Here is a 25,957-nt window from a genome sequence, read left to right on the forward strand (position 1 = left end):
GTCAGGGAGCCTCCTTCGACGGGACGGGCCGACCGCTGTCGCGGGGAGGCGGAAGGTCCGGGCCGGACGCGGGACCGCTGTCAGGCTCGGGCGGGGCGGAGGAAGCGCCCGGTGCACCGGCGGCGACAGTGCCGGGCGCGGTGTGCGAGCCGGTTCCCGCGGTTCCTTCGGCGCTGCGGCCCGAACCGGCCCCGCCCGCCATCGCGAGCCCGAGGGTGCGCTCGTCCGCTTCCGCACGCGCGTACTCCGCGGCCACCCGGCCCTCGTACATCACCAGGACACGGTCGGACAGGCCCCGGATCTCGCTCAGTTCGGCCGAGACCATCAGGATCGCGTGGCCCGCGTCGCGGTGCGCGATCAGCTGGTCGTGGATCGTCTGGATGGCGCCGATGTCGACGCCTCGGGTGGGCTGCTCGACGATCAACAGGGGTGATTGGTGGGCGAGTTCACGGCCGATCACTAGCTTCTGCAGATTGCCCCCGGACAGCGAGCCCGCCGTGTGGCGGGACGAGGCCGTCTTGATGCCGAAGCGGTCGATCAGCACGCGCGCGTGCTCACGGAACCAGGCGGGGCGCAGGAGGCCGTGCCCCCGGTGGTGGCCCATCGCCAGGTTCTCGGCGATCGTCGCCCCCGGCGCCGTGCCGACCGCCACGCGGTCCTCGGGGACGTACGAGATACCCGCCGCCCGGCGCCCCGCAGCCGAGGCGTCCGTGATGTCCCGGCCGGAGAGCGTGACCCGGCCGCCGGACACCGGGCGCAACCCGGCGATGGCCTCGACGAGTTCACTCTGACCGTTGCCCGCCACTCCCGCGATGCCCACGATCTCGCCCGCCCGGACGGAGAGCGTCACCTCGCGCACCGCGTCCGTCGAAACGGATTCGACCGACAGGACCTCGCCGCCCGGCGCACCCGGCGGATGCGCGCGGTCGAGCTCCACCGCGCGCCCCGTCATCGCCGCGGCGATCCCGTCCGCGCTGGTGTCGGCGGTCCGCATCCGCGCCGCGACTCGACCGTCCCGCAGGACGGTCACCGCGTCGCTGCCCTCGATCACCTCACGCAGTTTGTGCGTGACGAGGAGGACCGTGCGCCCGTCGTCGGCCAGGGAGCGAAGGACGCCGAACAGGGCGTCGGCCTCCGCCGGGGTCAGGACGGCGGTCGGCTCGTCGAGGATCAGCGTACGAGCGCCGCGGTAGAGAAGTTTGAGGATCTCCACGCGCTGGCGCACGCCCACCGGCAGGTCCCCGACTTTCGCCGCCGGGTCCACGGTGAGCCCGTGCTCCTCCGCGAGCGCACCCACCCGGCGCACGGCCTCCCGCCGGTCCGTCAGACCGAATCGGCGCGGCTCGGCGGCGTACACGACGTTCTCGGCGACCGTGAAGGACGGGAACAGCTTGAAGCTCTGGTGCACCATGCCGAGGCCCGCCGCGATCGCCTCGCTCGGACTGGCGAACGTGCGCTCGCGACCGTCGAGCAGGATCTGCCCGGCGTCCGGCCGCTGAAGACCGTAGAGCACGGACATCAGCGTCGACTTGCCCGCGCCGTTCTCGCCCATCAGGGCGTGGATCTCACCGCGCGCGACGGTCAGATCCACCCGGTCGTTGGCGAGGGTGCCGGGGTACTCCTTGGTGATGCCCCGCAGCTCCACCGCGGGGGCGGCGGTGCTGGACTCAGGCCGCGGGGTCATTGACCTTCAGCTTCCCCGCGACGATGTCGTCCCGCAGCGACTCGACGCGCTTCAACACGTCCTTGTGGTCGGCGATCAGGCACTTGGAGTCCGCGAGCCCGGGCTCAAGACCGGTCAGTGACATGCCGCCCTCCTTGAGGCCGTACGACACCGTGGTGCCGCCCTTGCCCTTCAGGATCTGCGCGATGCCCTTCTCGACGGCGACATCGGTCTTCTTCAGTACGTTGTCGACGACGGCCCCCGGACTTGTGAGGCACTGGTTCGCGTCGACGCCGTACGCCTCGAAGCCCTTGGCCTTCGCGGCCTGGAACACACCGGTGTTGCCGCCCGCGGCGGCCGCCATCACCTGGTCGGCCCCGCCCGAACCGAGCGTCGAGGCCTGGTCCTTGGCACGCGCCGCGTCACTGAACGGGGACTGCCCGCCGACGAAGAGCGTGCGGGACCTGGCCGCCGCCTCCACCTTCTTCGCACCGGCCGCGAACGGCTCGCTGTAGCGCCGGAACTGCACAGAGTCGAGGACGACGACGGCTCCGACCTTCTTGCTCCTGGTGAGCAGCCCGGCCTCGGCGCCCGCGAGGTACACCGCCTCGTGCTCGCGGAAGACCGCACAGGTGACGTTCTCGTACGTCTTCTTCGTGCACGCGTCGACGAGCAGGAACTGCTGGTCGGGATGTGCCTCGGCCTGCTGTGCCGCGATGTCGGCGAACTCGAACCCGACGAGTGCGATGACGTCGGGCGCGGAGTCCACGGCCGACTGCACGTTCTGCTGCCGCGAGGCCGGGTCACTGCTCTGGAAGACCTTCGGGGCCCCGGCGTCCTGCGCCTTCGCCGCCGACTTCACCCCGCTGACGGCCAGCTTGAGGAACTCGTTCTGGGCCACCGGGTCGGGCGTGACGAGCGTGAACGCCTTGGCTCCATCGGCTCCGCCGCCGTCCGAACCGCCCTTCTTCGCCGCGGCGTTGCAGCCGGTGGCGAGAAGAGCGGCGCCGACGACGATCGAGGACAGCCGAAGGGACGTACGACGGGATACGCGAAGCGACTTGCGCAGGGGCATGGACATACGGGAGCGCCTTCTCGAAGGAGCCTGGTAGCCCAGGCGGTGGCGGGGAGGTCGGACGTGCGGGGCTTGAGAGCTGGAGGGCCGGAGTCGCTCAGCGACAACAGCGGCGACAGCGGCACATGCGGCGGCCGTCGGTCACGGCGGGGCAGCGCATGGAGCCAGCGGTCCGCTGGGATTTCATGGCCGTCCTCCTCGCACCGTGGGTCGATCCGTCCTGGGTGGCGGTGAGGGTAGCACCGGATTTCGGACGGCTGCACGAACGTCTCGAAATATGGTTCGAGCAGGTCAGGTACGGTGGCGGCACCCCTCCCCGCATGGCCGCGAACGCCCCCGTTCTCCCGGAGTTGAGCAAGCACATGAGCAGCCAGGACCTGCGAGCCGTCACGTGGACGGCGGCCGTGGAGGGTGGCGCGCCGTCCCTCTCCCTCATCGACCAGACCGCGCTCCCGCACGCCTTGGAGCGTCTCGACGTCACGACCGTCGACCAGCTGATCGACGCGATCGTGCGCTTGGTGGTCCGTGGCGCCCCCGCGATCGGTGCGGCCGGCGGATACGGCGTCGCACTCGCCATGGCGCAGGGCGAGCGCGAGGGTTGGGGCCGGGCACGCCTCGACGCGGAGGTCGCGCGGGTGCGTGCGGCGCGGCCCACCGCGGTGAACCTCATGGTGTGCGTGGACCGGGTCGCCCCGCTCATCGACGCCGGTCTGTCCGCGGTGCTCGCGGAGGCGGACGCGATCGTGCGCGAGGACCTGGAAGCGAACCACGCGATGGGCGCGTTCGGGGCGGACTGGCTCCTGAAGCGCGTGTCCGCGGACCGGCCGTTGCGGATCCTCACCCACTGCAACACGGGTGCGCTCGCCACGGCGGGGTGGGGCACGGCGCTGGGCGTCATACGCGAACTGCACGGCCGCGGACGCCTGGAGACCGTGTACGCCGATGAGACCCGCCCCCTGCTCCAGGGTGCGCGGCTCACCGCGTGGGAGCTGGTGCAGGAGGGGATACCGCACTTCGTCCAGGCGGACGGGGCGGCCGCGGGCACGATCCTGCGGGGTGAGGTGGACGCGGCGATCGTCGGCGCCGACCGGATCGCCGCGAACGGGGACACGGCGAACAAGGTGGGCACGGTGGGGATCGCCCTCGCGTGCGCGTACGCGGGGATCCCGTTCGTGGTGGCCGCGCCCACCACGACGGTGGATCTCGCCACGGCGACGGGCTCTGACATCCACATCGAACTGCGGGGCGAGGAGGAGGTCCTGGAGTGGGGTGGGGTGCGGACCGCTCCGGCGGGGTCGCGGGGCCACAACCCCGCCTTCGACGTGACGCCGGGTTCCTTGGTGACGGGGCTCGTGACGGAGCGGGGTGTGCTGGAGGTGGGGGCGGGGGAGTTGCCGACGGTGGGACTGAGAGATGCAGCCCCACCGGCGTTTGAGGAGCGGGGTCTGGGTCGGACCCCCAGATAGGCCCGGGGCGCGGGCACGCCACGCGGCGGAGCCGCTGATCGGTACAGCCGGGAAGGGGCGGGGCCGGGGAAGATCAGCCCCGCGTCAGCTCAAGCTCCAGCAACCACTCCACGACCTCCGTGCGGTGCCGCGCCTCCCGAGGATCCGCCCCCCACACGTACAGCCCGTGCCCGGCGACAACCACCGCCGGCATCCCCGGCTCAAGCGCGGCCTCAAGACGATCCCCCAGCACACCCATGTCCTGGCTGTTCTCGATCACCGGCAGCGTCACGGCGACCTCGTGCGTCGCATGCCCGAGCCCCTTCAGCATCTCCAGGTCCCGGAAGGCCACACCCCCCGGCTTCCGGTGCCCCATGGCCACCGACGCCACGGTGTGGACGTGCACCACGGCCCCGGCCCCGGTGAGCGCGGCGACCCGCGCATGCAGCGCGGCCTCCGCCGAAGGCCGCCCCGCGCCCAGCGCCGCACCGGACGCGTCCGTCAACACCACGTCCGCGGAAGTGAGTTCACCCTTGTCCCGCCCGCTCGCCGTCACCGCGAGCTGAAGCGGCGTACGCGAGAGGACCACGGACAGGTTCCCGGACGTACCCCGCATCCACCCGAACGACGCGAACCGCGCGGCCTCGGCAGCGAGGACGGCACCCGCCTCCTCCAGGTCGAGAACAGCAGTGGTCCCACTCGTCGAACTCATCGAACGCTCCTCGCAAGGCTGATCTCGTCGAAGGCCGAAACCTCCGCATGCCCGCCGACCCCGGCGGCGAAGTACGGCTCCCCGGCCCGCCGCACACCCACGGTCCGCCACCCGGCGTCCCGCGCCGCGTCAAGCTCCCCGAGCCGGTCGGAGAGGAAGAGCGTGCGGCCGTGGTCCACCCCGACAGCGGCCGAAATCGCGCGGTAAGAACCCGGCTCCTGCTTCGGGCCCGCGTTCTCGGTGTCGTAGAAACCGCTCACGAGCTCCATCAGGGAGCCCTCGGGCGAGTACGTGAACCACGCCCGCTGCGCCCCGACGGACCCGGACGAGTACACGTAGAGGCGTACCCCGTCCGCCGCCCAGCCGCGCAGCACGTCGATCACCTCGGGGTAGAAGTGCGAGACCAGCTCACCCCGCGCGAAGCCCTCCGCCCAGAGGATGCCCTGGAGCGTCTTCAGAGGCGTCGCCTTGCGGTCCGCGTCGACCCATTCGCCCAGGATCTTCTCCACCCGCCCGGCGTCCGCGTCCGGCTCACCGGCCAGTTCCCGCACCTGGGCGACGGCCCGCGCCACCTCCGGCTCCTCGCCCCGCGAGTCGAGCAGCGTCCCGAAGCGCTCGCGCGCGTAGGGATACAGCACATCCACCACGAACCCCGTGGCGCTCGTGGTGCCCTCGATGTCGAGCACGACGGCGTCGACGTCGAACCCCGAACCCGAAGTCACGCGGTGTATCCCGCGTGAATCGCGTCGAAGTCCGGGAAGCGGTCCGCGATCGGGCTGCCCGTGAACGTGCCGATCCAGCCGTCCTCCTCGTGGAAGAAGCGGATCGCCGTGAACGCGGGCGACGTGCCCATGTCGAACCAGTGCGTCGTGCCGCGCGGCACCCCGAGCAGATCGCCCTTCTCGCAGTAGACCGCGTGCACTTCGCCGGCCACGTGCAGATAGAAGATCCCGGCGCCCGCGACGAAGAACCGCACCTCGTCATCGTCGTCGTGCGTGTGCTCGGCGAGGAACTTCTGCCGGGCCGCCTTCGCCTTCTCGGGCCACTCGGGGTCGTCGCTGGGGTGCAGCGCGACCACGTCGACCGTCTGGAAGCCCTCCTCGGCATTGAGCCTGTCGATCTCCGCGCGGTACGCGGCGAAGACCGTGTCGCTGTCGGCGTCGGCGGGTACGTCCTCGCGCACCGGCCACTGCTCGTAGCGCACGCCGACCGGGGCGAGCGCGGCGGCGATCTCGGCCGGGTCCGCGGTGCGGCGTATGACGGTCTCGGTGCCGGACTCCGGCCAGGTCGTCAGGAGGGTCATGGCTCGCTCCAGAAGGGGACAAGGTGGGTACGGGGGATCGTAACTCCCAGGTCAGCCGACGTCAGCCGCGCTCACTCGGCGTCCCACAGCGTGGACGGCGCGGCCCTGCGGACCACTGGCGCGACCTCCTCGGCGAACCGCTGCAGCGTCTCGATCTGCTCGCCGCGCTCCAGACCGAATCCGTCCACGGTGATGGACTGCAGGTCGTGCCCGTACACCTCGTGGTAGCCGAGGATCTTGTCGATGATCTGCTGCGGCGAGCCGATGAGCTGCGGCCCGTCGGCGATCGCGTCCTCGATGGTGCGGAAGGGGGTGTTGTAGCCCGCCTTTCCCTCCAGATGCGGCTTGAAGGTCTGGCGCACCTTCGCCTCGTACAGCTCGCGGTAGCGCGAGGCCGCCTGCTCCGCGGAGTCCGCGATGAGCAGCCCGCCGGAGCCCGCCGCCACCCGGGCGCGCACCGGATCGTGCCCGTACTCCTCGAACCGCGCGCGGTAGTGCGCGATCAGCTTCGCGTACGCGGCGCGCGGCTGGATGGCGTTGGCGGTGAAGAGCGGATCCCCGTGCTTGGCGGCCAGATCGGGGGAGTTGAGGGACGTCGCCGAGCCGTGCCAGATGCGCGGCAGGCCCGCGTACGGGCGCGGCACCGTGGTCACGTCCTTCAGGGCGGGCCTGAACTCGCCCTCCCAGTCGACGTTCTCCTCGCTCCACAGGCGGCGGAGCAGTTCGTACTTCTCCTTCTGCAGATCCCACTGCCGCTCCTCGTCGAGCCCGAAGAGATCGAAGTGCCCGGCCTCCGCGCCCTTCCCGATCACCAACTCGATGCGGCCGCGCGAGATCTGATCGAGGGTCGCGTAGTCCTCGGCGACCCGGACCGGGTCGAGGATCGCCACGACGGTGACGCCGGTGAGCAGTTTGATCCGGGTGGTCCGCGCGGCGAGTGCGCCGAGCACGACGGTGGGGCTCGACGACAGGAAGGCGCCCGCGTGCCGCTCTCCCACGGCGTACGCGTCATAGCCGAGCCGCTCTGCGGCCACACCGACCTCGATCACGTCCGCCAAGCGGTCGGCGGACGAGGAGAGGTGGCCGGTCAGCGGGTGCGGGACATGACCGATGATCGAAAGGACCTGGAACTTCATGGATTCACTCTCCCCGCGGCCTGTTGCACGCGTATGTACGCGGCATGGCGGCCACGGCGGAGCCGCCCGGACACGCCGAAGGGCGGCTCCCGCCGGGGGAGCCGCCCTTCGGTTCCTGCCGTCCTACTTGTTGTCCAGCACGTCCTGGACCTTGCCGCGGACCTCGTCCGTGGCGAGGCCGCGGATCGTCAGCGTCGTACGGCGACGCAGGACGTCGTCCGCCGTCTCGGCCCACTCGTGGTCACGGGCGTAGACGACCTGCGCCCAGATCTCCGGGGCGTCCGGCGAGACGCGCTCGGCGAGCTCCGGGTTCTCGTTCGCGATACGGGCGATGTCGAAGGAGAGCGAGCCGTAGTGCGTCGCCAGGTGCTTGGCGGTGTCGGCGGCCATGCGCGGGCCGGGCGCCGGACCGTCGACCAAGAGACGGTGCGCGACCGCGCGCGGGTTGGCGATGCCGGGCAGCGGAAGGCGCTTCTGCAGCTGCGAGATCGGCTCGTAGTCGTCGCCGAGCGGGTGGCCCGGCAGCGACTCCAGCTTCTTCATCACCGTACGGCCGATGTGGCGGAAGGTCGTCCACTTGCCGCCCGCGACGGAGAGCATGCCGCGCGCGCCCTCGGTGACGACCGTCTCGCGCTTGGCCTTCGACGTGTCGCCGGGGCCGCCGGGCAGCACCCGCAGACCCGCGAAGGAGTACGTGATCAGGTCGCGGGACAGCTGCTGGTCGCGGATGGAGAAAGCGGCCTCGTCCAGGATCTGCGCGGTGTCGGCCTCGGTGACGCTCACGTCGGCCGGGTCGCCCTCGAACTCCTCGTCCGTCGTGCCGAGAAGGAGCATGTCCTCCCACGGCAGGGCGAACGTGATGCGGTACTTGTCGATCGGCGTGGCCAGCGCGGCCTTCCAGGGGGCGGTGCGCTTGAGGACCAGGTGCGCGCCCTTGGAGAGGCGGATGGAGGGCGCCGCGTCCGGGTTCTCCATCTTGCGCAGGTGGTCGACCCAGGGGCCCGTCGCGTTGAGCACGAGGCGGGCGTTGACGCCGAACTCGTCGCCGCTCATGCGGTCCTTGAGCTCCGCGCCCGTGACCCGGCCCGTGGTGAAGCGAAGGCCCGTGACCTCGGCGTGGTTGAGGACGACGGCGCCGGCCTCGACGGCCGCGCGGACCGTCATCAGGGCCATGCGGGAGTCGTTCATCTGGTCGTCGCCGTACACGGCGACGGCCTTCAGGTTGTCCGTGCGCAGCTCCGGCACGTCCTGCGAGGCCTTCGAGGGGCTGAGCAGGTGACCGACGCCGTCGCCGAAGGCGGAGAGCGCCGAGTAGGCGAAGACGCCCGCGCCCAGCTTGGCGGCGCCGTGCGGGCCGCCCTTGTAGACGGGCAGGTAGAAGGTGAGCGGGTTCGCCAGGTGGGGGGCCACCTGACGCGACACCGCGCGACGCTCGAAGTGGTTCTCCGCGACCAGCTTCACCGCGCCGGTCTGCAGGTAGCGCAGACCGCCGTGGAGCAGCTTGGAGGAGGCGGAGGAGGTGGCGCCGGCGAAGTCACCGGCGTCCACCAGGGCCACCCGCAGTCCCGACTGCGCGGCATGCCAGGCGGTGGAGATGCCCAGGATCCCGCCGCCGATCACCAGGAGGTCGTACGTCGCCTTGGAAAGCTGCTCCCGGGTCTCGGCGCGGCTCGGGTTGGAACCGGCAGCCGGATGCGTCCCGAGGGCAGGGACGCTCTGCAGGGTGGTCATGTTGATTACTCCTCGCCACTTTCGTCGAGCCAGCCCATGGACCGTTCCACGGCCTTGAGCCAGCTCTTGTACTCACGGGCACGGGTGTCCGCGTCCATGGAGGGGGTCCACTCCGCCGCCCTGCGCCAGTTGGCGCGCAGCTCGTCGGTGCCGGACCAGAAGCCGACGGCGAGACCGGCGGCATAGGCGGCGCCGAGGCAGGTCGTCTCGGCCACCATCGGGCGCACCACCGGTGCGTCGAGGAAGTTCGAGAGCGTCTGCATCAGCAGGTTGTTGGAGGTCATGCCGCCGTCGACCTTGAGGGCCGTGAGCTCGACGCCGGAGTCCTTCGTCATGGCGTCGGTGATCTCACGGGTCTGCCAGGCCGTGGCCTCCAGGACGGCGCGCGCGATGTGCGCCTTGGTGACGTACCGGGTGAGACCGGTGATCACACCGCGGGCGTCGGAACGCCAGTACGGGGCGAAGAGGCCGGAGAAGGCCGGTACGAAGTAGGCGCCGCCGTTGTCCTCGACCGACGACGCGAGCGTCTCGATCTCGGCGGCGGAGTTGATCAGGCCCATCTGGTCGCGCATCCACTGCACGAGCGAACCGGTGACCGCGATGGAACCCTCGAGCGCGTAGACCGGCTTCTGGTCGCCGATCTGGTAGCCGACGGTGGTCAGCAGGCCCGAGTAGGAGTTGATGGCCGACTCGCCGGTGTTCATCAGCATGAAGGTGCCGGTGCCGTACGTCGACTTGGCCTCGCCCTTGGCGAAACAGGTCTGGCCGAAGAGGGCAGCCTGCTGGTCGCCGAGCGCGGAGGCGACGGGGATGCCGGGCAGGACGTCGCCGAGCTTGCCGCCGGTGACCTCGCCGTAGACCTCGGCGGATGAGCGGATCTCGGGGAGCATCGACATCGGGACGCCGATGGAATCGGCGATCGACTCGTCCCACTCCATGGTGTGCAGGTTCATCAGCATGGTGCGCGAGGCGTTGGTGACGTCGGTGACGTGCTTGCCGCCGTTGACACCGCCCGTCAGGTTCCAGATGACCCAGGAGTCCATGGTGCCGAAGAGGATGTCGCCCGCCTCGGCGCGCTCACGCAGACCGTCGACGTTGTCGAGCAGCCAGCGGGCCTTGGGGCCGGCGAAGTAGCTGGCGAGGGGCAGGCCCGTCTGACGGCGGAAGCGGTCCTTGCCGACGTTGCGGCCGAGCTCCTTGCACAGAGTGTCGGTACGGGTGTCCTGCCAGACGATGGCGTTGTGTACCGGCTCGCCGGTGTTCTTGTCCCAGAGCAGCGTGGTCTCACGCTGGTTGGTGATGCCGATCGCCTTGATGTCCTCGTGGGTGATGCCCGCCTTGGAGACGGCGCTCGCGACGACTTCCTGGACGTTCGTCCAGATCTCGCTCGCGTCGTGCTCGACCCAGCCCGGCTTCGGGAAGATCTGCTCGTGCTCCTTCTGGTCGACCGAGACGATCCGGCCGTCCTTGTCGAAGACGATGCAGCGGCTCGAAGTGGTGCCCTGGTCGATGGCCGCGATGAAGGGGCCTGCGGTGTGTGCGTCGGTGCTCACGGTGTACTCCTGGTCTTCTTTGCTCTCGGCGGTCTTCCTGGGGCGGTCATCGGCGGCGCTCGCGGTCCTACTTGAACGCGAGGTTGTAGATGCCTCCGGCGATGGCGCCACCGATCAGCGGACCGACGATCGGCACCCATGCGTACGCCCAGTCCGAGCTGCCCTTGTTCGGCAGCGGGAGGAGGGAGTGCACGATGCGCGGACCCAGGTCACGGACCGGGTTGATCGCGTAGCCCGTGGGGCCACCGAGCGAGAGGCCGATGCTCACCACGACGAGGGCGGTGATCAGCGCGCCGAGAGTGCCGATGCCGTTGCCGCCGTCGTTCAGGCCCTGGGTGAGGATCGCGAGGACCAGTACGACCGTCGCGATGATCTCGGTGAGCACGTTCTGCGCGTAGTTGCGGATCTCGGGTCCCGTGGCGAAGACGCCGAGCACCGGGCCGGCCTTGGGCGCCGCCTTCTGATCGACGAGCCCCTCCTCCATCGGCTGCGCCGCGAGGATCTCCGGGTCGGTGAGGTGGGCCTTGAACTGACCCAGGTAGGCGAGCCAGACCAGGACGGCGCCGATGATCGCGCCGAGCAGCTGCGAGCCGAGGTAGAGCGGAACATCGCTCCACTTCGTGCCGCCCTCGATGGCCAGGCCGACGGTGACCGCCGGGTTGAGGTGGGCGCCTGACACGCCACCTGCCAGGTAGGCGCCGGTGAGTACCGCGAAGCCCCACCCGAAGGTGACCGCGAGCCAGCCGGCGTCCTTGGCCTTGGAGGCCTTGAGCGTGACGGCGGCACAGACACCGCCGCCGAGCAGTACGAGAATGGCGGTACCGATGGTCTCGCCGATGAAGATGTCGGAGCTGGACACCCGCGACTCCTTTGTCCTTCGTCCAGGGGAAGGCGAACCCCGGGTCCCTCCGGTGGTCCGCGACCTCAGGTGAGGTCTTGCCGGCCCTTGGCCTTGTCACACTCTAACGCGTAATGCCGGTAGGTGTTCGACAATGCCGACCGATGGACGCGAGTCTCACCCCGGGGTTACTTGCCCGTCAAGAGTTCTGTAATTGAAAATACGATCGTTATTGATCGTTTCGGGTTATCGGTCGCGGCAGGGGTCGCCACCGGGCGAAACACCGTCACACGATGATCGCGCGGAAGGGCGTCCGCTGCATGTCGAGCCGCGGGGAGCGTGCCCCGTGAAGGGCGCGAGGGACACTCAGAAGCGCCCGGCGCCCAGGTCCCGCGACACGGCGCGGGCGCAGTCCCGTACCGCCGCGATCAGATCGGGGCGCAGTTCCCCGTCCTTCTGGACGCGCTCCACCGCACCGGTGATGCCGACCGCGCCGACCGGCATGCGGCGCCGGTCGTGGATGGGGGCGGCCACGGAGGCGATGCCCTCCCAGGTCTCCTCGACGTCGGCTGCGTACCCGCGCGCGCGGGTCACGTCGAGGACGCCCTCGAATTCCCCGGGGTCCACGACGGTGCGCGAGGTGAAGCCCTGCCAGTCGGCCTCAGCGGCCTCACTGTGCGCCACGGGGTCGTAGGCGGCGAGCACCTTGCCCAGGGCCGTGGAGTGCAGCGGATGCATCGCGCCCACTTCCAGGACCTGGCGGCTGTCGTCGGGCCTGAAGACGTGGTGCACGATCAGGACGCCCTGCTGGTGCAGGACGCCGAGGTAGACGCTCTCGCCGCTGGACCGGGCCAGGTCGTCGGTCCAGACCAGGGCGCGGGCCCGCAACTCGTGCACGTCCAGATAGCTGTTGCCCAGGCGCAGGAGCTCGGCGCCGAGCTGATAGCGGCCCGACGCGGACTCCTGCTCGACGAAGCCCTCCGCCTGCAAGGTGCGCAGAATGCCGTGAGCCGTGCCCTTGGCGAGACCGAGGGCGGAAGCGATCTCCGAGAGGCCGAGCCGTCGCTCGCCGCCCGCGAGCAGCCGCAGCATCGCGGCCGCCCGTTCGAGCGACTGGATGTTCCGTGCCATCGCAGCCCCTTCCTCCGTCCCCTCTGACTCCACGTTCGACAATGCTGAACACTATCGGTCGTTGCCGACCTCACGCGACAGCGCGGCAAGCCGTGTTTGTCGCGAGTTCCCGCCGTTTCCCGCCGGGCTGCGCGCTACACCTCCTGGCGGCGACGGACCGGCCACGCGTCCGCCCCGTGAACACTCCAGCGCTCTGGACCTTCGTCCGGCTACCCTGACCGGGTGCGCCTTCCACCGAAGCGCAAAGCCGACAGCCGTCGCACCTCAGGGAGCTCTTTCATGGCCTCGTTGCCGACCCCCTCGTCCGGTTCCTCGAACGGAACCCGGGCCGACGCCCTCCGCGAAGCGCTCGCCACTCGTGTGGTGGTGGCCGATGGTGCGATGGGCACCATGCTCCAGGCGCAGGACCCCACCCTTGAGGACTTCCAGAACCTTGAGGGCTGTAACGAGATCCTGAACGTGACGCGCCCGGACATCGTCCGCTCGGTCCATGAGGAGTACTTCGCGGTCGGTGTGGACTGTGTGGAGACCAATACGTTCGGCACGAACTTCGCGGCCTTGAGCGAGTACGACATCCCGGAGCGGAACTTCGAGCTTTCCGAGGCGGGTGCCCGGATCGCCCGCGAGGTCGCCGACGAGTTCACCGCGTCCACCGGCCAGCAGCGCTGGGTTCTGGGCTCGATGGGCCCGGGCACGAAGCTGCCGACCCTGGGCCACGCCCCGTACACGGTGCTGCGGGATGCGTATCAGACCAACGCCGAAGGCATGATCGCGGGCGGCGCGGACGCGCTGCTGGTGGAGACCACCCAGGACCTGCTGCAGACCAAGTCCGCGATCCTCGGTGCCCGCCGCGCGCTGGATGCCACCGGCGTGAACCTGCCGCTGATCTGCTCGGTGACGGTCGAGACGACCGGCACGATGCTGCTGGGTTCGGAGATCGGGGCGGCGCTGACCGCGCTTGAGCCGCTGGGCATCGACATGATCGGCCTGAACTGTGCGACGGGTCCGGCCGAGATGAGCGAGCACCTGCGCTATCTGGCCCGCCATTCGCGTGTCCCGATCTCCTGCATGCCCAATGCGGGCCTGCCGGTGCTTGGCAAGAACGGCGCCCACTATCCGCTGACCGAGGCGGAGCTGGCCGACGCCCAGGAGACCTTCGTCCGCGAGTACGGGCTTTCCCTGGTCGGCGGCTGCTGCGGTACGACCCCCGAGCACCTGCGCCAGGTCGTGGAGCGGGTGCGCGGTGTGGAGACGGTGCGCCGTGAGCCGCACCCCGAGCCGGGCGCGGCCTCGCTCTACCAGAGCGTGCCCTTCCGCCAGGACACCGCCTACATGGCGATCGGTGAGCGCACGAACGCCAACGGGTCGAAGAAGTTCCGCGAGGCGATGCTGGAGGGCCGCTGGGACGACTGTGTGGAGATGGCCCGCGATCAGATCCGCGAGGGCGCCCACATGCTCGACCTGTGTGTGGATTATGTGGGCCGGGACGGTGTGGCGGACATGGCGGAGCTGGCGGGGCGTTTCGCGACCGCCTCCACGCTGCCCATCGTGCTGGACTCCACCGAACTGCCCGTCATCCAGGCCGGTCTGGAGAAGCTGGGCGGTAGGGCGGTCATCAACTCCGTCAACTACGAGGACGGGGACGGCCCCGAGTCGCGTTTTGCGAAGGTGACCGCCCTTGCCCGGGAGCACGGTGCGGCGCTGATCGCGCTGACCATCGACGAGGAGGGCCAGGCCCGTACCGTCGAGCACAAGGTCGCCATCGCCGAGCGCCTGATCGAGGATCTGACCGGCACCTGGGGTATCCATGAGTCGGACATCCTCATCGACACTCTGACCTTCACCATCTGCACCGGTCAGGAGGAGTCCCGGGGGGATGGCATCGCCACGATCGGGGCGATTCGTGAGCTCAAGCGCCGCCATCCGGACGTGCAGACCACCCTGGGGTTGTCGAACATTTCCTTCGGCCTCAACCCGGCTGCCCGTGTGGTCCTGAACTCCGTCTTCCTCGATGAGTGCGTCAAGGCGGGCCTGGATTCGGCGATCGTGCACGCCTCGAAGATCCTGCCGATCGCGCGCCTGGACGAGGAGCAGGTCAAGGCGGCCCACGACCTGATCTACGACCGCCGCGAGGAGGGCTATGACCCCTTGCAGAAGCTCATGGAGCTTTTCGAGGGCGTCAACATGAAGTCGATGAAGGAGGGCAAGGCCGAGGAGCTCTTGGCCCTGCCGCTGGACGAGCGCTTGCAGCGGCGCATCATCGACGGTGAGAAGAAGGGCCTGGAGGCCGATCTGGATGAGGCCCTGGAGTCCCGCCCGGCGCTGGACATCGTCAATGACACCCTCCTGGAGGGCATGAAGGTCGTCGGTGAGCTGTTCGGTTCCGGCCAGATGCAGCTGCCCTTCGTGCTGCAGTCCGCCGAGGTGATGAAGACCGCGGTCGCCCATCTGGAACCGCACATGGAGAAGTCCGACTCCGAGGGCAAGGGCACGATCGTCCTGGCCACCGTGCGCGGCGATGTGCACGACATCGGCAAGAACCTCGTCGACATCATCCTGTCCAACAACGGCTACAACGTGGTCAACCTGGGCATCAAGCAGCCCGTCGCGGCGATCCTGGACGCGGCGGCCGAGCACCGCGCGGACGTGATCGGCATGTCGGGCCTGCTGGTGAAGTCGACCGTGATCATGAAGGAGAACCTGGAGGAGCTCAACCAGCGCAAGATGGCCGCGGACTTCCCCGTCATCCTGGGCGGCGCCGCACTCACCCGTGCCTACGTCGAGCAGGACCTCCACGAAATCTACGAGGGCGAGGTCCGCTACGCCCGCGACGCCTTCGAGGGCCTGCGCCTGATGGACGCCCTCATCGCGGTCAAGCGCGGCGTCCCCGGCGCCACCCTGCCCGAGCTCAAGCAACGCCGCGTGCCCAAGAAGGACACCCCCGTCCTGGAGGTCGGCGAGGACGAGGGCCCCGCCCGCTCGGACACCTCCGTCGACAACCCCGTGCCCACCCCGCCGTTCTGGGGCACCCGCGTCGTCAAGGGCATCCAGCTCAAGGAGTACGCCTCCTGGCTGGACGAGGGCGCCCTGTTCAAGGGCCAGTGGGGCCTCAAGCAGGCCAGGAAGGGCGACGGGCCCACCTACGAGGAGCTCGTCGAGACGGAGGGGCGCCCCCACCTGCGCGGCTGGCTGGACGAACTGCACACCAAGAACATGCTGGAGGCGGCCGTCGTCTACGGCTACTTCCCCTGTGTCTCCAAGGGCGACGACCTGATCATCCTGGACGACGAGGGCAACGAGCGCACCCGCTTCACCTTCCCGCGCCAGCGCCGCGGACGGCGCCTGTGCCTGGCGGACTTCTTCCGCCCCGAGGAGTCCGGCGAGACCGACGTGGTCGGCCTCCAGGTCGTCACCGTCGGCTCGAAGATCGGCGAGGCCACCGCGAAGCTCTTCGAGGCCGACTCCTACCGCGACTACCTCGAACTGCACGGCCTGTCCGTCCAGTTGGCCGAGGCCCTCGCCGAGTACTGGCACGCACGCGTGCGCGCCGAGCTCGGTTTCGGCGGCGAGGACCCCGCCGACGTCGAGGACATGTTCGACCTGAAGTACCGCGGCGCGCGCTTCTCCCTCGGCTACGGCGCCTGCCCCGACCTGGAGGACCGCGCGAAGATCGCCGAGCTCCTGGAGCCGGAGCGGATCGGAGTGCAGCTCTCCGAGGAGTTCCAGCTCCACCCGGAGCAGTCCACGGACGCCATCGTCATCCACCATCCCGAGGCGAAATACTTCAACGCGCGCTAAGCCGACAAGTCGTACACTTGTCGGCCCAGTGCAGGCCGGTTGCTCACCCGTCAGAAGGGAGCAACCGGCCTTCTCGTCCCTCACGGAGGTGTGCCCGGATGACCAGTACGGTTCCCGCGCTCGATACCCGAACGGCCGAAGGCTCCGACCTCCAGGCGGTGCTCCTCGACATGGACGGAACACTCGTGGACACCGAGGGGTTCTGGTGGGACGCCGAGGTCGCGGTGTTCGCCTCACTCGGACACACGCTCGAGGAGGCCTGGCGCGACGTCGTCGTCGGCGGGCCGATGACCCGCAGCGCCGGATTCCTCATCGCGTCCACCGGGGCCGACATCACGGTGCCCGAGCTGACCGTGCTGCTCAACGACGGCTTCGAGGACCGTATCGGCCGTGCCCTGCCGATGATGCCGGGAGCCGCCAGGCTGCTCGCCGAACTCGCCGCGCACGAGGTGCCGATGGCACTGGTCTCCGCGTCGCACCGGCGCATCATCGACCGCGTGCTCGACTCGATCGGATCCCACCACTTCACGCTGACGATCGCGGGCGACGAGGTGACCCGGACCAAGCCGCACCCCGATCCCTATCTCCTCGCGGCGGCGGGGGTTGGGGCAGAACCGGCCAGATGTGCCGTCATCGAGGACACCGCGACCGGCGTCGCGGCGGCCGAGGCGGCGGGCTGCCGAGTGGTGGCCGTGCCGTCCGTCGCGCCCATCGCGGCGGCGACCGGCAGGACCGTCGTCCCGTCCCTCGAACACGTCAACCTGCCTTTTCTGCAAGGTCTGATGGCCGGAAAGCGCTGAGCGGTTGAAGGTGTGACCTTTCCCACTCCGCAGGGGGTCGACAGTCGGTCCGGGCTGTGTCGGAGTGCCGATTTGCGCGAGTTGCGGAGTGGCGTTGTGTCCCGATTGAGGGGAACCTGACGAAACCTTCCCGTGTCGGGTTATCGGTGTGTCCGCGCCCGGTTTCGCTGCGTGATTGGTGGGCAACTCCGGTACCTTCCGGCCCTCCTGACGGCGCGGACTAATGTCTTCGCGAGAACAACGCCACACCCCACGGTCCGACTGACCCCACCCCTCGTTGTCGGTCCGCACGGGACCAACAGCTCTGGAGAACGTCGAGCATGAACCGTAAGACTTTGGTGCTGCCTGCCTTGGTAGGTCTGCTCGCTCCCGCGCTCGCGGCGTGCGGCGGGGCAGGCGACGGTGGGGGAGACGACGCGATCGCTGTCGGCACCACGGACGTGTTCTCCACCTCGCCGGAGGTCCCTGCCCCCTTCGACCCGGCGTTCGCCTATGACGCGGGCTCCTGGAACATCCTGCGCCAGACGGTCCAGACGCTGATGGCGTCGCCGCGTGGCGACGGAGAGCCGGAGCCCGACGCCGCCCAGAAGTGCGGCTTCACCGACACCGGCAACGAGCGCTACGAGTGCACGCTCCGCAAGGGCCTGACGTTCGCCGACGGCAAGCCGCTGACCGTCAAAGATGTGAAGTTCTCCATCGAGCGCGTGCGCGACATGAAGATCAAGGACTCCACCGGCTCCTCCAGCCTGATGGCCAACGTCGACGCGATCGAGACTGAGGGCGACCGGGGCATCGTCTTCCACCTCAAGAGCGCCGACGCGACGTTCCCGTACAAGCTGGCCACGCCCGTCGCGGGCGTCGTCAGCTCGGAGCACTACGCGAAGAGGAAGCTGCGCGACGGCTTCGCCATCGACGGCTCGGGCCCCTACACCGCCAAGCAAGAGGTCAAGGGCGACACCCTCCTCAAGACGGTGTTCTCCAAGAACCCCAACTACAAGGGCGCGTTCAAGCCCAAGAGCGACAAGATCGAGCTGGTCGACTACGCCTCCACCGAGGCCATGGGCAAGGCCCTCAAGGACGGCGACATCGACATGATGACGCGCACCATGTCGCCGGAGCAGATCAAGCAGCTCGACGCGAACCCGGGCAACAACATCGACCTGGTCGAGACGCCGGGCCTCGAGATCCGCTACATCGGCTTCAACACGGACGCCACCACCGTCAAGTCCAAGGCGGTCCGGCAGGCCATGGCGCAGGTCGTCGACCGCGGCGCCCTCGCGGCCGGCGTCTACGGCGACGCGGCCGAGCCGCTCTACTCGCTGGTGCCGGCCACGGTCGTGGGCCACACCAACTCGTTCTTCAACAAGTACGGCAACCCGAGCACGGCCAAGGCCCGCGAACTGCTGCAGAAGGCCGACATCAGCACGCCGGTGAAGCTCACCCTGCACTACACGACGGACCACTACGGACCGGGCACCAAGAAGGAGTTCCAGGTCCTTCAGAAGCAGCTCAACGACAGTGGCCTGTTCGACGTGTCGATCAAGGGCGAGGGCTGGACCACCTTCCGCCCCGCCGAGCAGAAGGGCGCGTACGACGTCTACGGAATGGGCTGGTTCCCCGACTTCCCGGACCCCGACAGCTTCGTCGCGCCGTTCCTCGACAAGGGCAACTTCCTCAACTCGCCGTACGCGAACCCCACCATCATCGACGAGCTGATCCCGCACTCGCGCCGTGAGGCGGACCGCCTCTCCGCCGCCAAGAGCATCCAGAAGATCCAGGACATCGTCGCCGAGGACGTGCCGTTCATCCCGCTCTGGCAGGGTAAGCAGTACATCGCCGCCCGCGACGACATCACGGGCGTCGAGTGGGCCCTGAACTCCGCATCGAGCCTGCAGCTGTGGGAGCTCGGCCGCGGTGTGAGCGACTAGTCCTCGCGCACACCGGCACACGCCTCGCCGGGCTTCGCTTTACCGATTGACATCAACGACAAGGCACGTTCGTGAATTTGCGCAACCAGTGGCTGACCCTCCCCCTCACGGGAGGGCTGGCCGCCGCCCTGCTGACCGGCTGCGGAACGGAATCCGGGGGAGCGGGGGCGGACGGTGACGCGGTGGTGATGGGGATGTCGGACGACGTCGTGGCCACCGACCCGGCATCGGGCTACGACCCCGGGTCCTGGCTCCTGTTCAACAACGTCTTCCAGTCCCTGATGAGCTTCCCGAGCGGTGCCACGGAGCCGGAGCCCGAGGCCGCCAAGGAGTGCGGCTTCACCGGCTCGGGGACCAAGGTCTTCGAGTGCACGCTGCGCGACGGCCTGAAGTTCAGCAACGGCAACGCGCTGACCTCGAAGGACGTCAAATTCTCCTTCGACCGCATGATGAAGATGAACGACCGGGCCGGTCCGGCGATCATGTTCCCGATGCTCGACCGCGTCGAGACCCCGAACGCCAAGAAGGTCGTCTTCAAGCTCAAGTACGCCGACGCCACCTTCCCCAGCAAGATCGCGTCCGGTGCCGGATCCATCGTCGACCACGCCTCGTACGACATGGACCGGCTGCGCGGCGACGGCCAGGCCACGGGTTCGGGACCGTACAAGCTCGACTCCTTCAACGAGGATCAGGCGGTGTTCTCGGTCAACCCCGAGTACAAGGGCACCGCCAGGGTGAAGAACAAGGGCGTCACCCTCAAGTTCTTCCACGACGACCAGAAGGGCCTGAAGAAGGCACTCCTGGACGACAAGATCGACATCGCGTACCGGGGCCTCGCCTCCGACGACGTCGCGGACATCGAGCAGGACACCTCCGACGCGAGCCAGAACATCGACGTCGTCGAGGGCACGAGCGCCGAGGTGCAGCACCTGGTCTTCAACATGAAGGACCCGGTCGCCGGCAAGCTGGGCGTCCGCAAGGCCATGGCGTACCTGCTCGACCGTGACGCCCTGGTCCAAGACGTCTACCGGGACACGGCGACGCCGCTGTACTCGATCGTCCCGGCCGGGATCGGCGGTCACGACACCGCCTTCTTCGACACCTACGGCGCCCGCCCGCAGCGCTCCAAGGCCGCGGCGGCCCTGCGCGACGAGGGCCTGAGCGGCAAGGTCGAGCTCACCCTCTGGTCCACGCCCTCGCGTTACGGCCCCGCCACCGACCAGGAGCTGAAGACGATAGCCAAGCAGCTCAACGCGAGCGGACTCTTCGACGCCGACGTGAAGTCGATCCCGTTCACCCAGTACGAGCAGGACATCAAGTCCGGCAAGTACGGCGTGTACGTCAAGGGCTGGGTGCCGGACTACCCGGATCCGGACAACTTCACGCAGCCGTTCTTCGGCAAGGGCAACGTCCTTGGCAACGACTACCGGAACAGCGACATCACCGGGAAGATCATCCCCGGCACCGCGGCCGAGACCGACCGCACCAAGACCGACGACGAGTACGCGCGGCTCCAGGACACCGTCGCCGACGAACTGCCGATCCTGCCCGTCTGGCAGGCCAAGCAGTACGCGGTCATCCGCGACGACGTGTACGGCGTGGAGTCGTGCCTCGACGCGTCGACGGTGTTCCGCTTCTGGGAACTCAGCAAGTCCTGATCGCACGGACACATGAGAAGGCGGCCACCCCGGGAGGGGTGGCCGCCTTCTCATGTGTCGTAGCGACGCTGTACTGCTGTCACTGCGCGCCGGGTCGCACCAGACCGCTCTCGTACGCGTACACGGCGGCCTGCACCCGGTCGCGGAGACCGAGCTTCGTGAGCACATGGCCCACATGCGTCTTGACGGTCGTCTCGCTCACGAACAGGTCCGCCGCGATCTCCGCGTTCGACAGGCCGCGCGCCACCAGCTTGAGGACCTCGACCTCCCGCTCGGTGAGCGTGTGCAAGGTGTCCGGCACCGGCTCGTCGCCCGAGGGGAGATGACCGGCGTACTTGTCGAGGAGCCTGCGCGTGATGCTCGGCGCGAGCATCGCCTCGCCCGAGGCGACCACACGGATCGCCTGGACCAGCTCGACCGCGGGGGCGTCCTTGAGCAGGAAGCCACTGGCACCCGCGCGCAGCGCCTCCACCACATACTCGTCGAGGTCGAAAGTGGTCAGGACCAGGACCTTCGCCGGTCCGTCCCGGCCAGGCCCGGTGATCTGCCGGGTCGCCTCGACGCCGTCCATCCTCGGCATACGGATGTCCATCAGGACCACATCCGGCTGCAGCGCCCGCACCTGGTCGAGAGCCTGCAGGCCGTCCCCGGCCTCGCCGACGACCGCGACATCCTGCTCGGCCTCCAGAATCATCCGGAACCCCGTGCGCAGCAGTGGCTGGTCGTCGACCAGTAGGACACGGATCGCCACGTAACTCTCCTTCGCTAGCCCGGGGCCATTCTGCCCTGCGCGTCCTCTTCGGACTCGGGCACCCTCGTAGCAAGGGGGTACGGCGGGGGAGTCCCACCGAATTCGGGACAAACGGCCTGATGGTCGCACCAACCGCAGAGTTTCGTCGGCCGGGGCCGCCAGTCACCGCTCTCGGTGGCGAGCGTGATCGCCTCCCACAGCGCGTGCAGCTTCCGCTCGACCTGCTCGAGGTCCTCGGTCCTTGGGTCGTACGTGATGACGTCCCCGCTGCCCAGATAGACGAGCTGGAGGCGGCGCGGGACCACGCCCTTCAGGCGCCACACCACCAGGGCGTAGAACTTCATCTGGAAGAGCGCGCCCTCGGAGTACTCGGGGCGGGGAGCCTTGCCCGTCTTGTAGTCGACGATCCGCACCTCGCCGGTGGGCGCCACGTCCACGCGGTCGATGATGCCGCGCAGCTTCAGGCCCGAGTCCAGCTCCGCCTGCACGAACAGCTCGCGCTCGGCTGGCTCCAGCCGGGTCGGGTCCTCCAGGGTGAACCATCGCTCGACGAGCTTCTCCGCGTCCGCGAGCCAGCGCGTGAGCCGCTCACCCTGCTCGTCGTCGGCGAACAGCTCCGTCAGCTCAGGCCTCGCCTCGCGCAGGCGGTCCCACTGACCCGGGATCAGGGCCTTGGCGCGCGGCGCCGTCCGCTCGCCCGCGGGCGCGTCGAAGAGCCGCTCCAGGACGGCGTGCACCAGCGTGCCGCGGGTCGCCGCCTCGCTCGGCTTCTCCGGCAGCTTGTCGATCACCCGGAACCTGTAGAGCAACGGGCACTGCATGAAGTCACTGGCGCGCGAGGGCGACAGGGACGCCGGGCGCACGGCCTTCGCGGCACCCTCGGTGCTGGTTTCCATGAGGACAGACCCTACGACCCGCCACTGACAACGGCCGCATACCATCGACGGCAGACCCTCTCGCCCTGCATGATCGTGCGTGTACCGCGCCGGACAGGGGCGAGGGACGCTTCGAACAAGGGGACATCGTGGACGAGAGCGCCGGGAGCGGCAGGCCGCAGCCCGACGGGACGGACGGTCGGCGGCCGGAGGCCCCAGACGGCTCCGGCCACTCGGAATCGTCACGACCGGTGGACACGGCCGACTCCGCGAGGCCCGCGCAGGGCGGATCAGAGAGCGGGGAGAGCGCGGAGGGCGCCCGGCCGCAGGCCCCTGAGGAAGCACCCCGGCAGGCGCCCGAGGAGCCGGGGCGCCCCGCGGAGGAGCCCGCGCGCCCCGGCGACCGCCTCGCGAAGGCCCCGCACGACACGCCCGGGAAGAACTCGCACGACACTCATCCCGAGTTCGCGCACGCCAGCCACGGCCCCGCGCCCAAGAAGACCCCGCCCAAGGGGAAGAAGGGACCCGGGGGAGGGCTGCTCATGGGGCGGCCGTTCGGCGTGCCCGTGTACGTGGCGCCGAGCTGGTTCCTCGTGGCCGCCCTCATCACCTGGGTCTTCGGCGGCCAGCTCGACCGCGTCCTGCCCGAACTCGGCGCCGCCCGCTATCTCGTCTCGCTCTTCTTCGCCGTCGCCTTCTACGCCTCCGTGCTCGTCCACGAACTGGCCCACACCGTCGTCGCCCTGCGCTACAAGCTGCCGGTGCGCCGCATCCAGCTGCAGTTCTTCGGCGGCGTGTCGGAGATCGAGAAGGAGTCGGAGACGCCGGGACGCGAGTTCGTCCTCGCGTTCGTGGGCCCGCTGCTCTCCCTCGTCCTCGCGGGTGTCTTCTACGCGGGCATGCGCGCCGTCGAGCCCGGCACCGTGCCCGGCGTCCTGCTCGCGGGACTGATGATCTCGAACCTCATCGTCGCCGCCTTCAACCTCCTGCCGGGCCTGCCGCTGGACGGCGGCCGGATGCTCCGCGCCGTCGTCTGGAAGATCACCGGCAAGCCCATGAGCGGCACGATCGCCGCCGCCTGGGTCGGCCGCGCGCTCGCCATCTCCGTCCTGATCGGCCTGCCCCTCCTCAACCAGTCCGGCGCGCTCGGCGGTGAGACCCAGGACATCGGCGGCATGGACACCGTGATGGACGCCCTGCTCGCCGCGATCCTCGCCGCGATCATCTGGACCGGCGCGGGCAACAGCCTCCGCATGGCCCGCCTGCGCGAACACCTGCCCGAGCTTCGCGCCCGTGCGCTGACCCGTCGCGCGGTGCCCGTGGAGACGAGCACTCCGCTCTCCGAAGCGCTGCGCCGCGCCAACGACGCCGGGGCAAGGGCCCTCGTCGTGGTCGACGCCGACGGCGACCCCATGTCGGTGGTCCGCGAGGCGGCCATCGTCGGCGTGCCCGAGCACCGCCGCCCCTGGGTCACCGTCAGCGGCCTCGCCCAGGACATCACCGAGGGCATGCGGATCTCCGCCGAGCTCGCCGGCGAGGAACTCCTCGACACCCTCCGGGCGACGCCCGCCACGGAGTACCTCGTGGTCGAGGCCTCCGGCGAGATCTACGGAGTGCTCTCCGCCGCCGACGTGGAGCGCGCCTTCGTCAAGGCGATGGCCCGCCCCAGCTGACGCCCACCCTGGTCCTCGGCCCCCGCGGGGGCCGGTAGGCTGGTCACATGTCCGAACCGACCGGTGCCGCCCGCCGACGCGGGCCCTTCAAGGTCGGGGACCAGGTTCAGCTCACCGACCCCAAGGGCCGCCACTACACGTTCACGCTCGAGGCCGGGAAGAACTTCCACACCCACAAGGGTTCCTTCCCCCACGACGAGCTGATCGGTGCTCCCGAGGGCAGCGTTGTCCGCACCACGGGAAACGTCGCCTACCTCGCGCTGCGCCCCCTGCTCCCCGACTATGTCCTGTCCATGCCCCGCGGCGCCGCCGTGGTCTACCCCAAGGACGCGGGGCAGATCCTGGCCTTCGCCGACATCTTCCCCGGCGCACGCGTCGTGGAGGCGGGTGTGGGCTCCGGCTCGCTCAGCAGCTTCCTCCTGCGCGCCATCGGCGACCAGGGAATGCTGCACTCGTACGAGCGCCGCGAGGACTTCGCCGAGATCGCCCAGCAGAACGTGGAGCGCTACTTCGGCGCCCCGCACCCCGCCTGGCAGCTCACCGTCGGAGACCTCCAGGACAACCTGAGCGACACCGACGTCGACCGCGTCATCCTCGACATGCTCGCTCCCTGGGAGTGCCTGGACGTCGTCTCCAAGGCGCTCGTCCCCGGCGGCATCCTCTGCTGCTACGTGGCGACCACCACCCAGCTCGCGAGGACCGTCGAGTCCATCCGTGAGATCGGCGGCTTCAACGAGCCGACGGCCTGGGAATCGATGATCCGCAACTGGCACGTCGAGGGCCTCGCCGTCCGCCCCGACCACCGCATGATCGGGCACACCGGCTTCCTGCTCACCGCCCGCCGCCTCGCGGACGGCGTCGAGCCGCCCATGCGCCGCCGCCGCCCCTCCAAGGGCGCCTACGGCGACGACTACACAGGCCCGAACGCCGACGGCGGCACACCCCGCGCGGAGCGCTGAGAACCCCGCGGGTGCCGACACCCGCGCACCACCGTTGAACGCACTGGCGCCGCCGCCGAGTTCCCCCTTCGCCCGGGGAACTCGGCGGCGGCGCCTTCTCGTTCATGCCGGTTTCGTTCGTGCCGGTCCGTTCATTCCGGTCCCTTCACCGACCCCGGTGTTCCGCCGCACTGTGAGGTATGGCACGATGCTGGCCACCTCCCCCACCGGCACAGCCCTCACAGGAGACACTCCTAGTGCAGCACCCCGCCGTCCCGGAACTGGCACACAACACCACCCGCCCCGTCCACTGGCTGGCCACCGCGGCCGCGCTCGCCGCCGTCATCGCGGGCTCGTCCTTCCTGCAGCCCGACCCCGCGAACGCCGCCCAGCCGGTCCCCAAGCCGTCGGGCAAGACCGCGGCGGCCCCCGCGCCCGCCCCGGATCCGGCCACCGTCACGTACCCCATCACCTGCGGCAACGTAAAACCCGTCGTCAAGAAGAAGGCATCCGGGGACCTCGACGGGGACGGCAGCCCCGAGACCGTCGCCGTGGTGCACTGCGCCGCCGGATCGGGCACTCCGCCCGACGGCGTGTACGTCGTCACCCGTGCCACCGGAGGCAAACCCCGGGTCGTCGCCACGCTCGTCGATCCGAAGGACCGCCAGAACGTCAGCGACTTCGCCCTGCGTGCCGGTGTGATCACCGCCACGCTCCACGGCTACTCGACACCGGACGTGCCCAGCTGCTGCCCGGACCTCAAGGACGAGGCCAAGTGGCAATGGAAAGACGGCACGTTCGCCCGGTCCACGCCCGCCGGGGCTCACAGCGTGTGACGACAGCGCCATGAAGAAGGGGCTGGGGGGGGGGGGGGGGGGGGGGGGGGGGGGGGGGGGGGGGGGGGGGGGGGGGGGGGGGGGGGGGGGGGGGGGGGGGGGCGGGGGGTGGG

20 protein-coding genes are annotated in these 25,957 nt (G+C 69.7%); 8 read left to right on the forward strand and 12 right to left on the reverse strand.

Annotation, left to right across the window (positions count from 1 at the left end; translation table 11 throughout):
• Window position 1: 1 nt before the first annotated feature.
• Together ACZ5CR_RS08510 and ACZ5CR_RS08515 are read right to left on the reverse strand one after the other, a co-directional pair.
• On the reverse strand, window positions 2-1,684 hold the full coding sequence (locus ACZ5CR_RS08510; RefSeq protein ID WP_468854985.1) for an ABC transporter ATP-binding protein: 1,683 nt from the start codon (window positions 1,682-1,684) through the stop codon (window positions 2-4).
• Entirely contained in the window at window positions 1,668-2,744 is a 1,077-nt protein-coding gene (locus ACZ5CR_RS08515) for a BMP family ABC transporter substrate-binding protein (RefSeq protein ID WP_468854987.1), read from the reverse strand. The genes ACZ5CR_RS08510 and ACZ5CR_RS08515 overlap by 17 nt, the downstream gene beginning before the upstream one ends.
• Window positions 2,745-3,058: 314 nt before the next feature.
• Here ACZ5CR_RS08515 and mtnA point away from each other — a divergent pair, with 314 nt between their 5' ends.
• Complete coding sequence (gene mtnA, locus ACZ5CR_RS08520) at window positions 3,059-4,204, forward strand: S-methyl-5-thioribose-1-phosphate isomerase (protein ID WP_468854989.1); 1,146 nt, start codon at window positions 3,059-3,061, stop codon at window positions 4,202-4,204.
• 73 nt (window positions 4,205-4,277) lie between these two features.
• On the opposite strand, the gene mtnB is transcribed toward mtnA, so the two are convergent.
• From mtnB to ACZ5CR_RS08560, 8 genes are all read right to left on the reverse strand, one after another.
• On the reverse strand, window positions 4,278-4,895 hold the full coding sequence (mtnB, locus tag ACZ5CR_RS08525) for a methylthioribulose 1-phosphate dehydratase (RefSeq protein WP_468854991.1): 618 nt from the start codon (window positions 4,893-4,895) through the stop codon (window positions 4,278-4,280).
• On the reverse strand, window positions 4,892-5,617 hold the full coding sequence (gene mtnC, locus ACZ5CR_RS08530) for an acireductone synthase (RefSeq protein WP_468854992.1): 726 nt from the start codon (window positions 5,615-5,617) through the stop codon (window positions 4,892-4,894). Before mtnC ends, mtnB begins: the two co-directional genes overlap by 4 nt.
• Entirely contained in the window at window positions 5,614-6,198 is a 585-nt protein-coding gene (locus ACZ5CR_RS08535; RefSeq protein WP_468854995.1) for a 1,2-dihydroxy-3-keto-5-methylthiopentene dioxygenase, read from the reverse strand. Before ACZ5CR_RS08535 ends, mtnC begins: the two co-directional genes overlap by 4 nt.
• Before the next feature lie 71 nt (window positions 6,199-6,269).
• Entirely contained in the window at window positions 6,270-7,334 is a 1,065-nt protein-coding gene (locus ACZ5CR_RS08540; protein ID WP_468854998.1) for an LLM class flavin-dependent oxidoreductase, read from the reverse strand.
• Window positions 7,335-7,457: 123 nt separating this feature from the next.
• A complete protein-coding gene (locus ACZ5CR_RS08545; protein WP_468855001.1) occupies window positions 7,458-9,065 on the reverse strand; it encodes a glycerol-3-phosphate dehydrogenase/oxidase in 1,608 nt (535 codons plus the stop codon).
• 5 nt (window positions 9,066-9,070) lie between these two features.
• On the reverse strand, window positions 9,071-10,618 hold the full coding sequence (glpK, locus tag ACZ5CR_RS08550) for a glycerol kinase GlpK (RefSeq protein ID WP_468855003.1): 1,548 nt from the start codon (window positions 10,616-10,618) through the stop codon (window positions 9,071-9,073).
• Between the two features lie 67 nt (window positions 10,619-10,685).
• Entirely contained in the window at window positions 10,686-11,477 is a 792-nt protein-coding gene (locus tag ACZ5CR_RS08555; RefSeq protein ID WP_468855006.1) for an MIP/aquaporin family protein, read from the reverse strand.
• Window positions 11,478-11,822: 345 nt separating this feature from the next.
• Window positions 11,823-12,587 (reverse strand): IclR family transcriptional regulator, encoded by a 765-nt coding sequence (locus tag ACZ5CR_RS08560; protein ID WP_468855008.1) that lies wholly within the window; start codon window positions 12,585-12,587, stop codon window positions 11,823-11,825.
• 279 nt (window positions 12,588-12,866) lie between these two features.
• Here ACZ5CR_RS08560 and metH point away from each other — a divergent pair, with 279 nt between their 5' ends.
• From metH to ACZ5CR_RS08580, 4 genes are all read left to right on the forward strand, one after another.
• Window positions 12,867-16,385 (forward strand): methionine synthase, encoded by a 3,519-nt coding sequence (gene metH / locus ACZ5CR_RS08565; RefSeq protein ID WP_468855009.1) that lies wholly within the window; start codon window positions 12,867-12,869, stop codon window positions 16,383-16,385.
• A 98-nt stretch (window positions 16,386-16,483) separates the two neighbouring features.
• Window positions 16,484-17,185: an HAD family hydrolase gene (locus ACZ5CR_RS08570; RefSeq protein WP_468855010.1), complete on the forward strand. Its 702-nt coding sequence runs from the start codon at window positions 16,484-16,486 to the stop codon at window positions 17,183-17,185.
• A 320-nt stretch (window positions 17,186-17,505) separates the two neighbouring features.
• Entirely contained in the window at window positions 17,506-19,113 is a 1,608-nt protein-coding gene (locus ACZ5CR_RS08575) for an ABC transporter substrate-binding protein (RefSeq protein ID WP_468855011.1), read from the forward strand.
• 71 nt (window positions 19,114-19,184) lie between these two features.
• Complete coding sequence (locus ACZ5CR_RS08580; protein ID WP_468855012.1) at window positions 19,185-20,771, forward strand: ABC transporter substrate-binding protein; 1,587 nt, start codon at window positions 19,185-19,187, stop codon at window positions 20,769-20,771.
• A gap of 79 nt (window positions 20,772-20,850) precedes the next feature.
• Here the strand turns inward: ACZ5CR_RS08580 and ACZ5CR_RS08585 are convergent, their stop codons facing one another.
• Window positions 20,851-21,522, reverse strand: a complete 672-nt coding sequence (locus ACZ5CR_RS08585; RefSeq protein ID WP_389911797.1) for a response regulator — start codon at window positions 21,520-21,522, stop codon at window positions 20,851-20,853.
• Window positions 21,523-21,536: 14 nt separating this feature from the next.
• Window positions 21,537-22,418 (reverse strand): RecB family exonuclease, encoded by an 882-nt coding sequence (locus tag ACZ5CR_RS08590; RefSeq protein ID WP_468855014.1) that lies wholly within the window; start codon window positions 22,416-22,418, stop codon window positions 21,537-21,539.
• Between the two features lie 128 nt (window positions 22,419-22,546).
• On the opposite strand from ACZ5CR_RS08590, the gene ACZ5CR_RS08595 reads away from it, so the two are divergent.
• From ACZ5CR_RS08595 to ACZ5CR_RS08605, 3 genes are all read left to right on the forward strand, one after another.
• A complete protein-coding gene (locus tag ACZ5CR_RS08595; protein ID WP_468855015.1) occupies window positions 22,547-24,070 on the forward strand; it encodes a site-2 protease family protein in 1,524 nt (507 codons plus the stop codon).
• Between the two features lie 47 nt (window positions 24,071-24,117).
• On the forward strand, window positions 24,118-25,029 hold the full coding sequence (locus ACZ5CR_RS08600) for a tRNA (adenine-N1)-methyltransferase (RefSeq protein WP_383285533.1): 912 nt from the start codon (window positions 24,118-24,120) through the stop codon (window positions 25,027-25,029).
• 236 nt (window positions 25,030-25,265) lie between these two features.
• Window positions 25,266-25,844, forward strand: coding sequence for a hypothetical protein (locus tag ACZ5CR_RS08605; RefSeq protein ID WP_468855018.1), 579 nt, complete (start codon window positions 25,266-25,268; stop codon window positions 25,842-25,844).
• Window positions 25,845-25,957: the final 113 nt, after the last annotated feature.

The sequence above is a fragment of the Streptomyces sp. NPDC031274 genome (assembly GCF_055570235.1).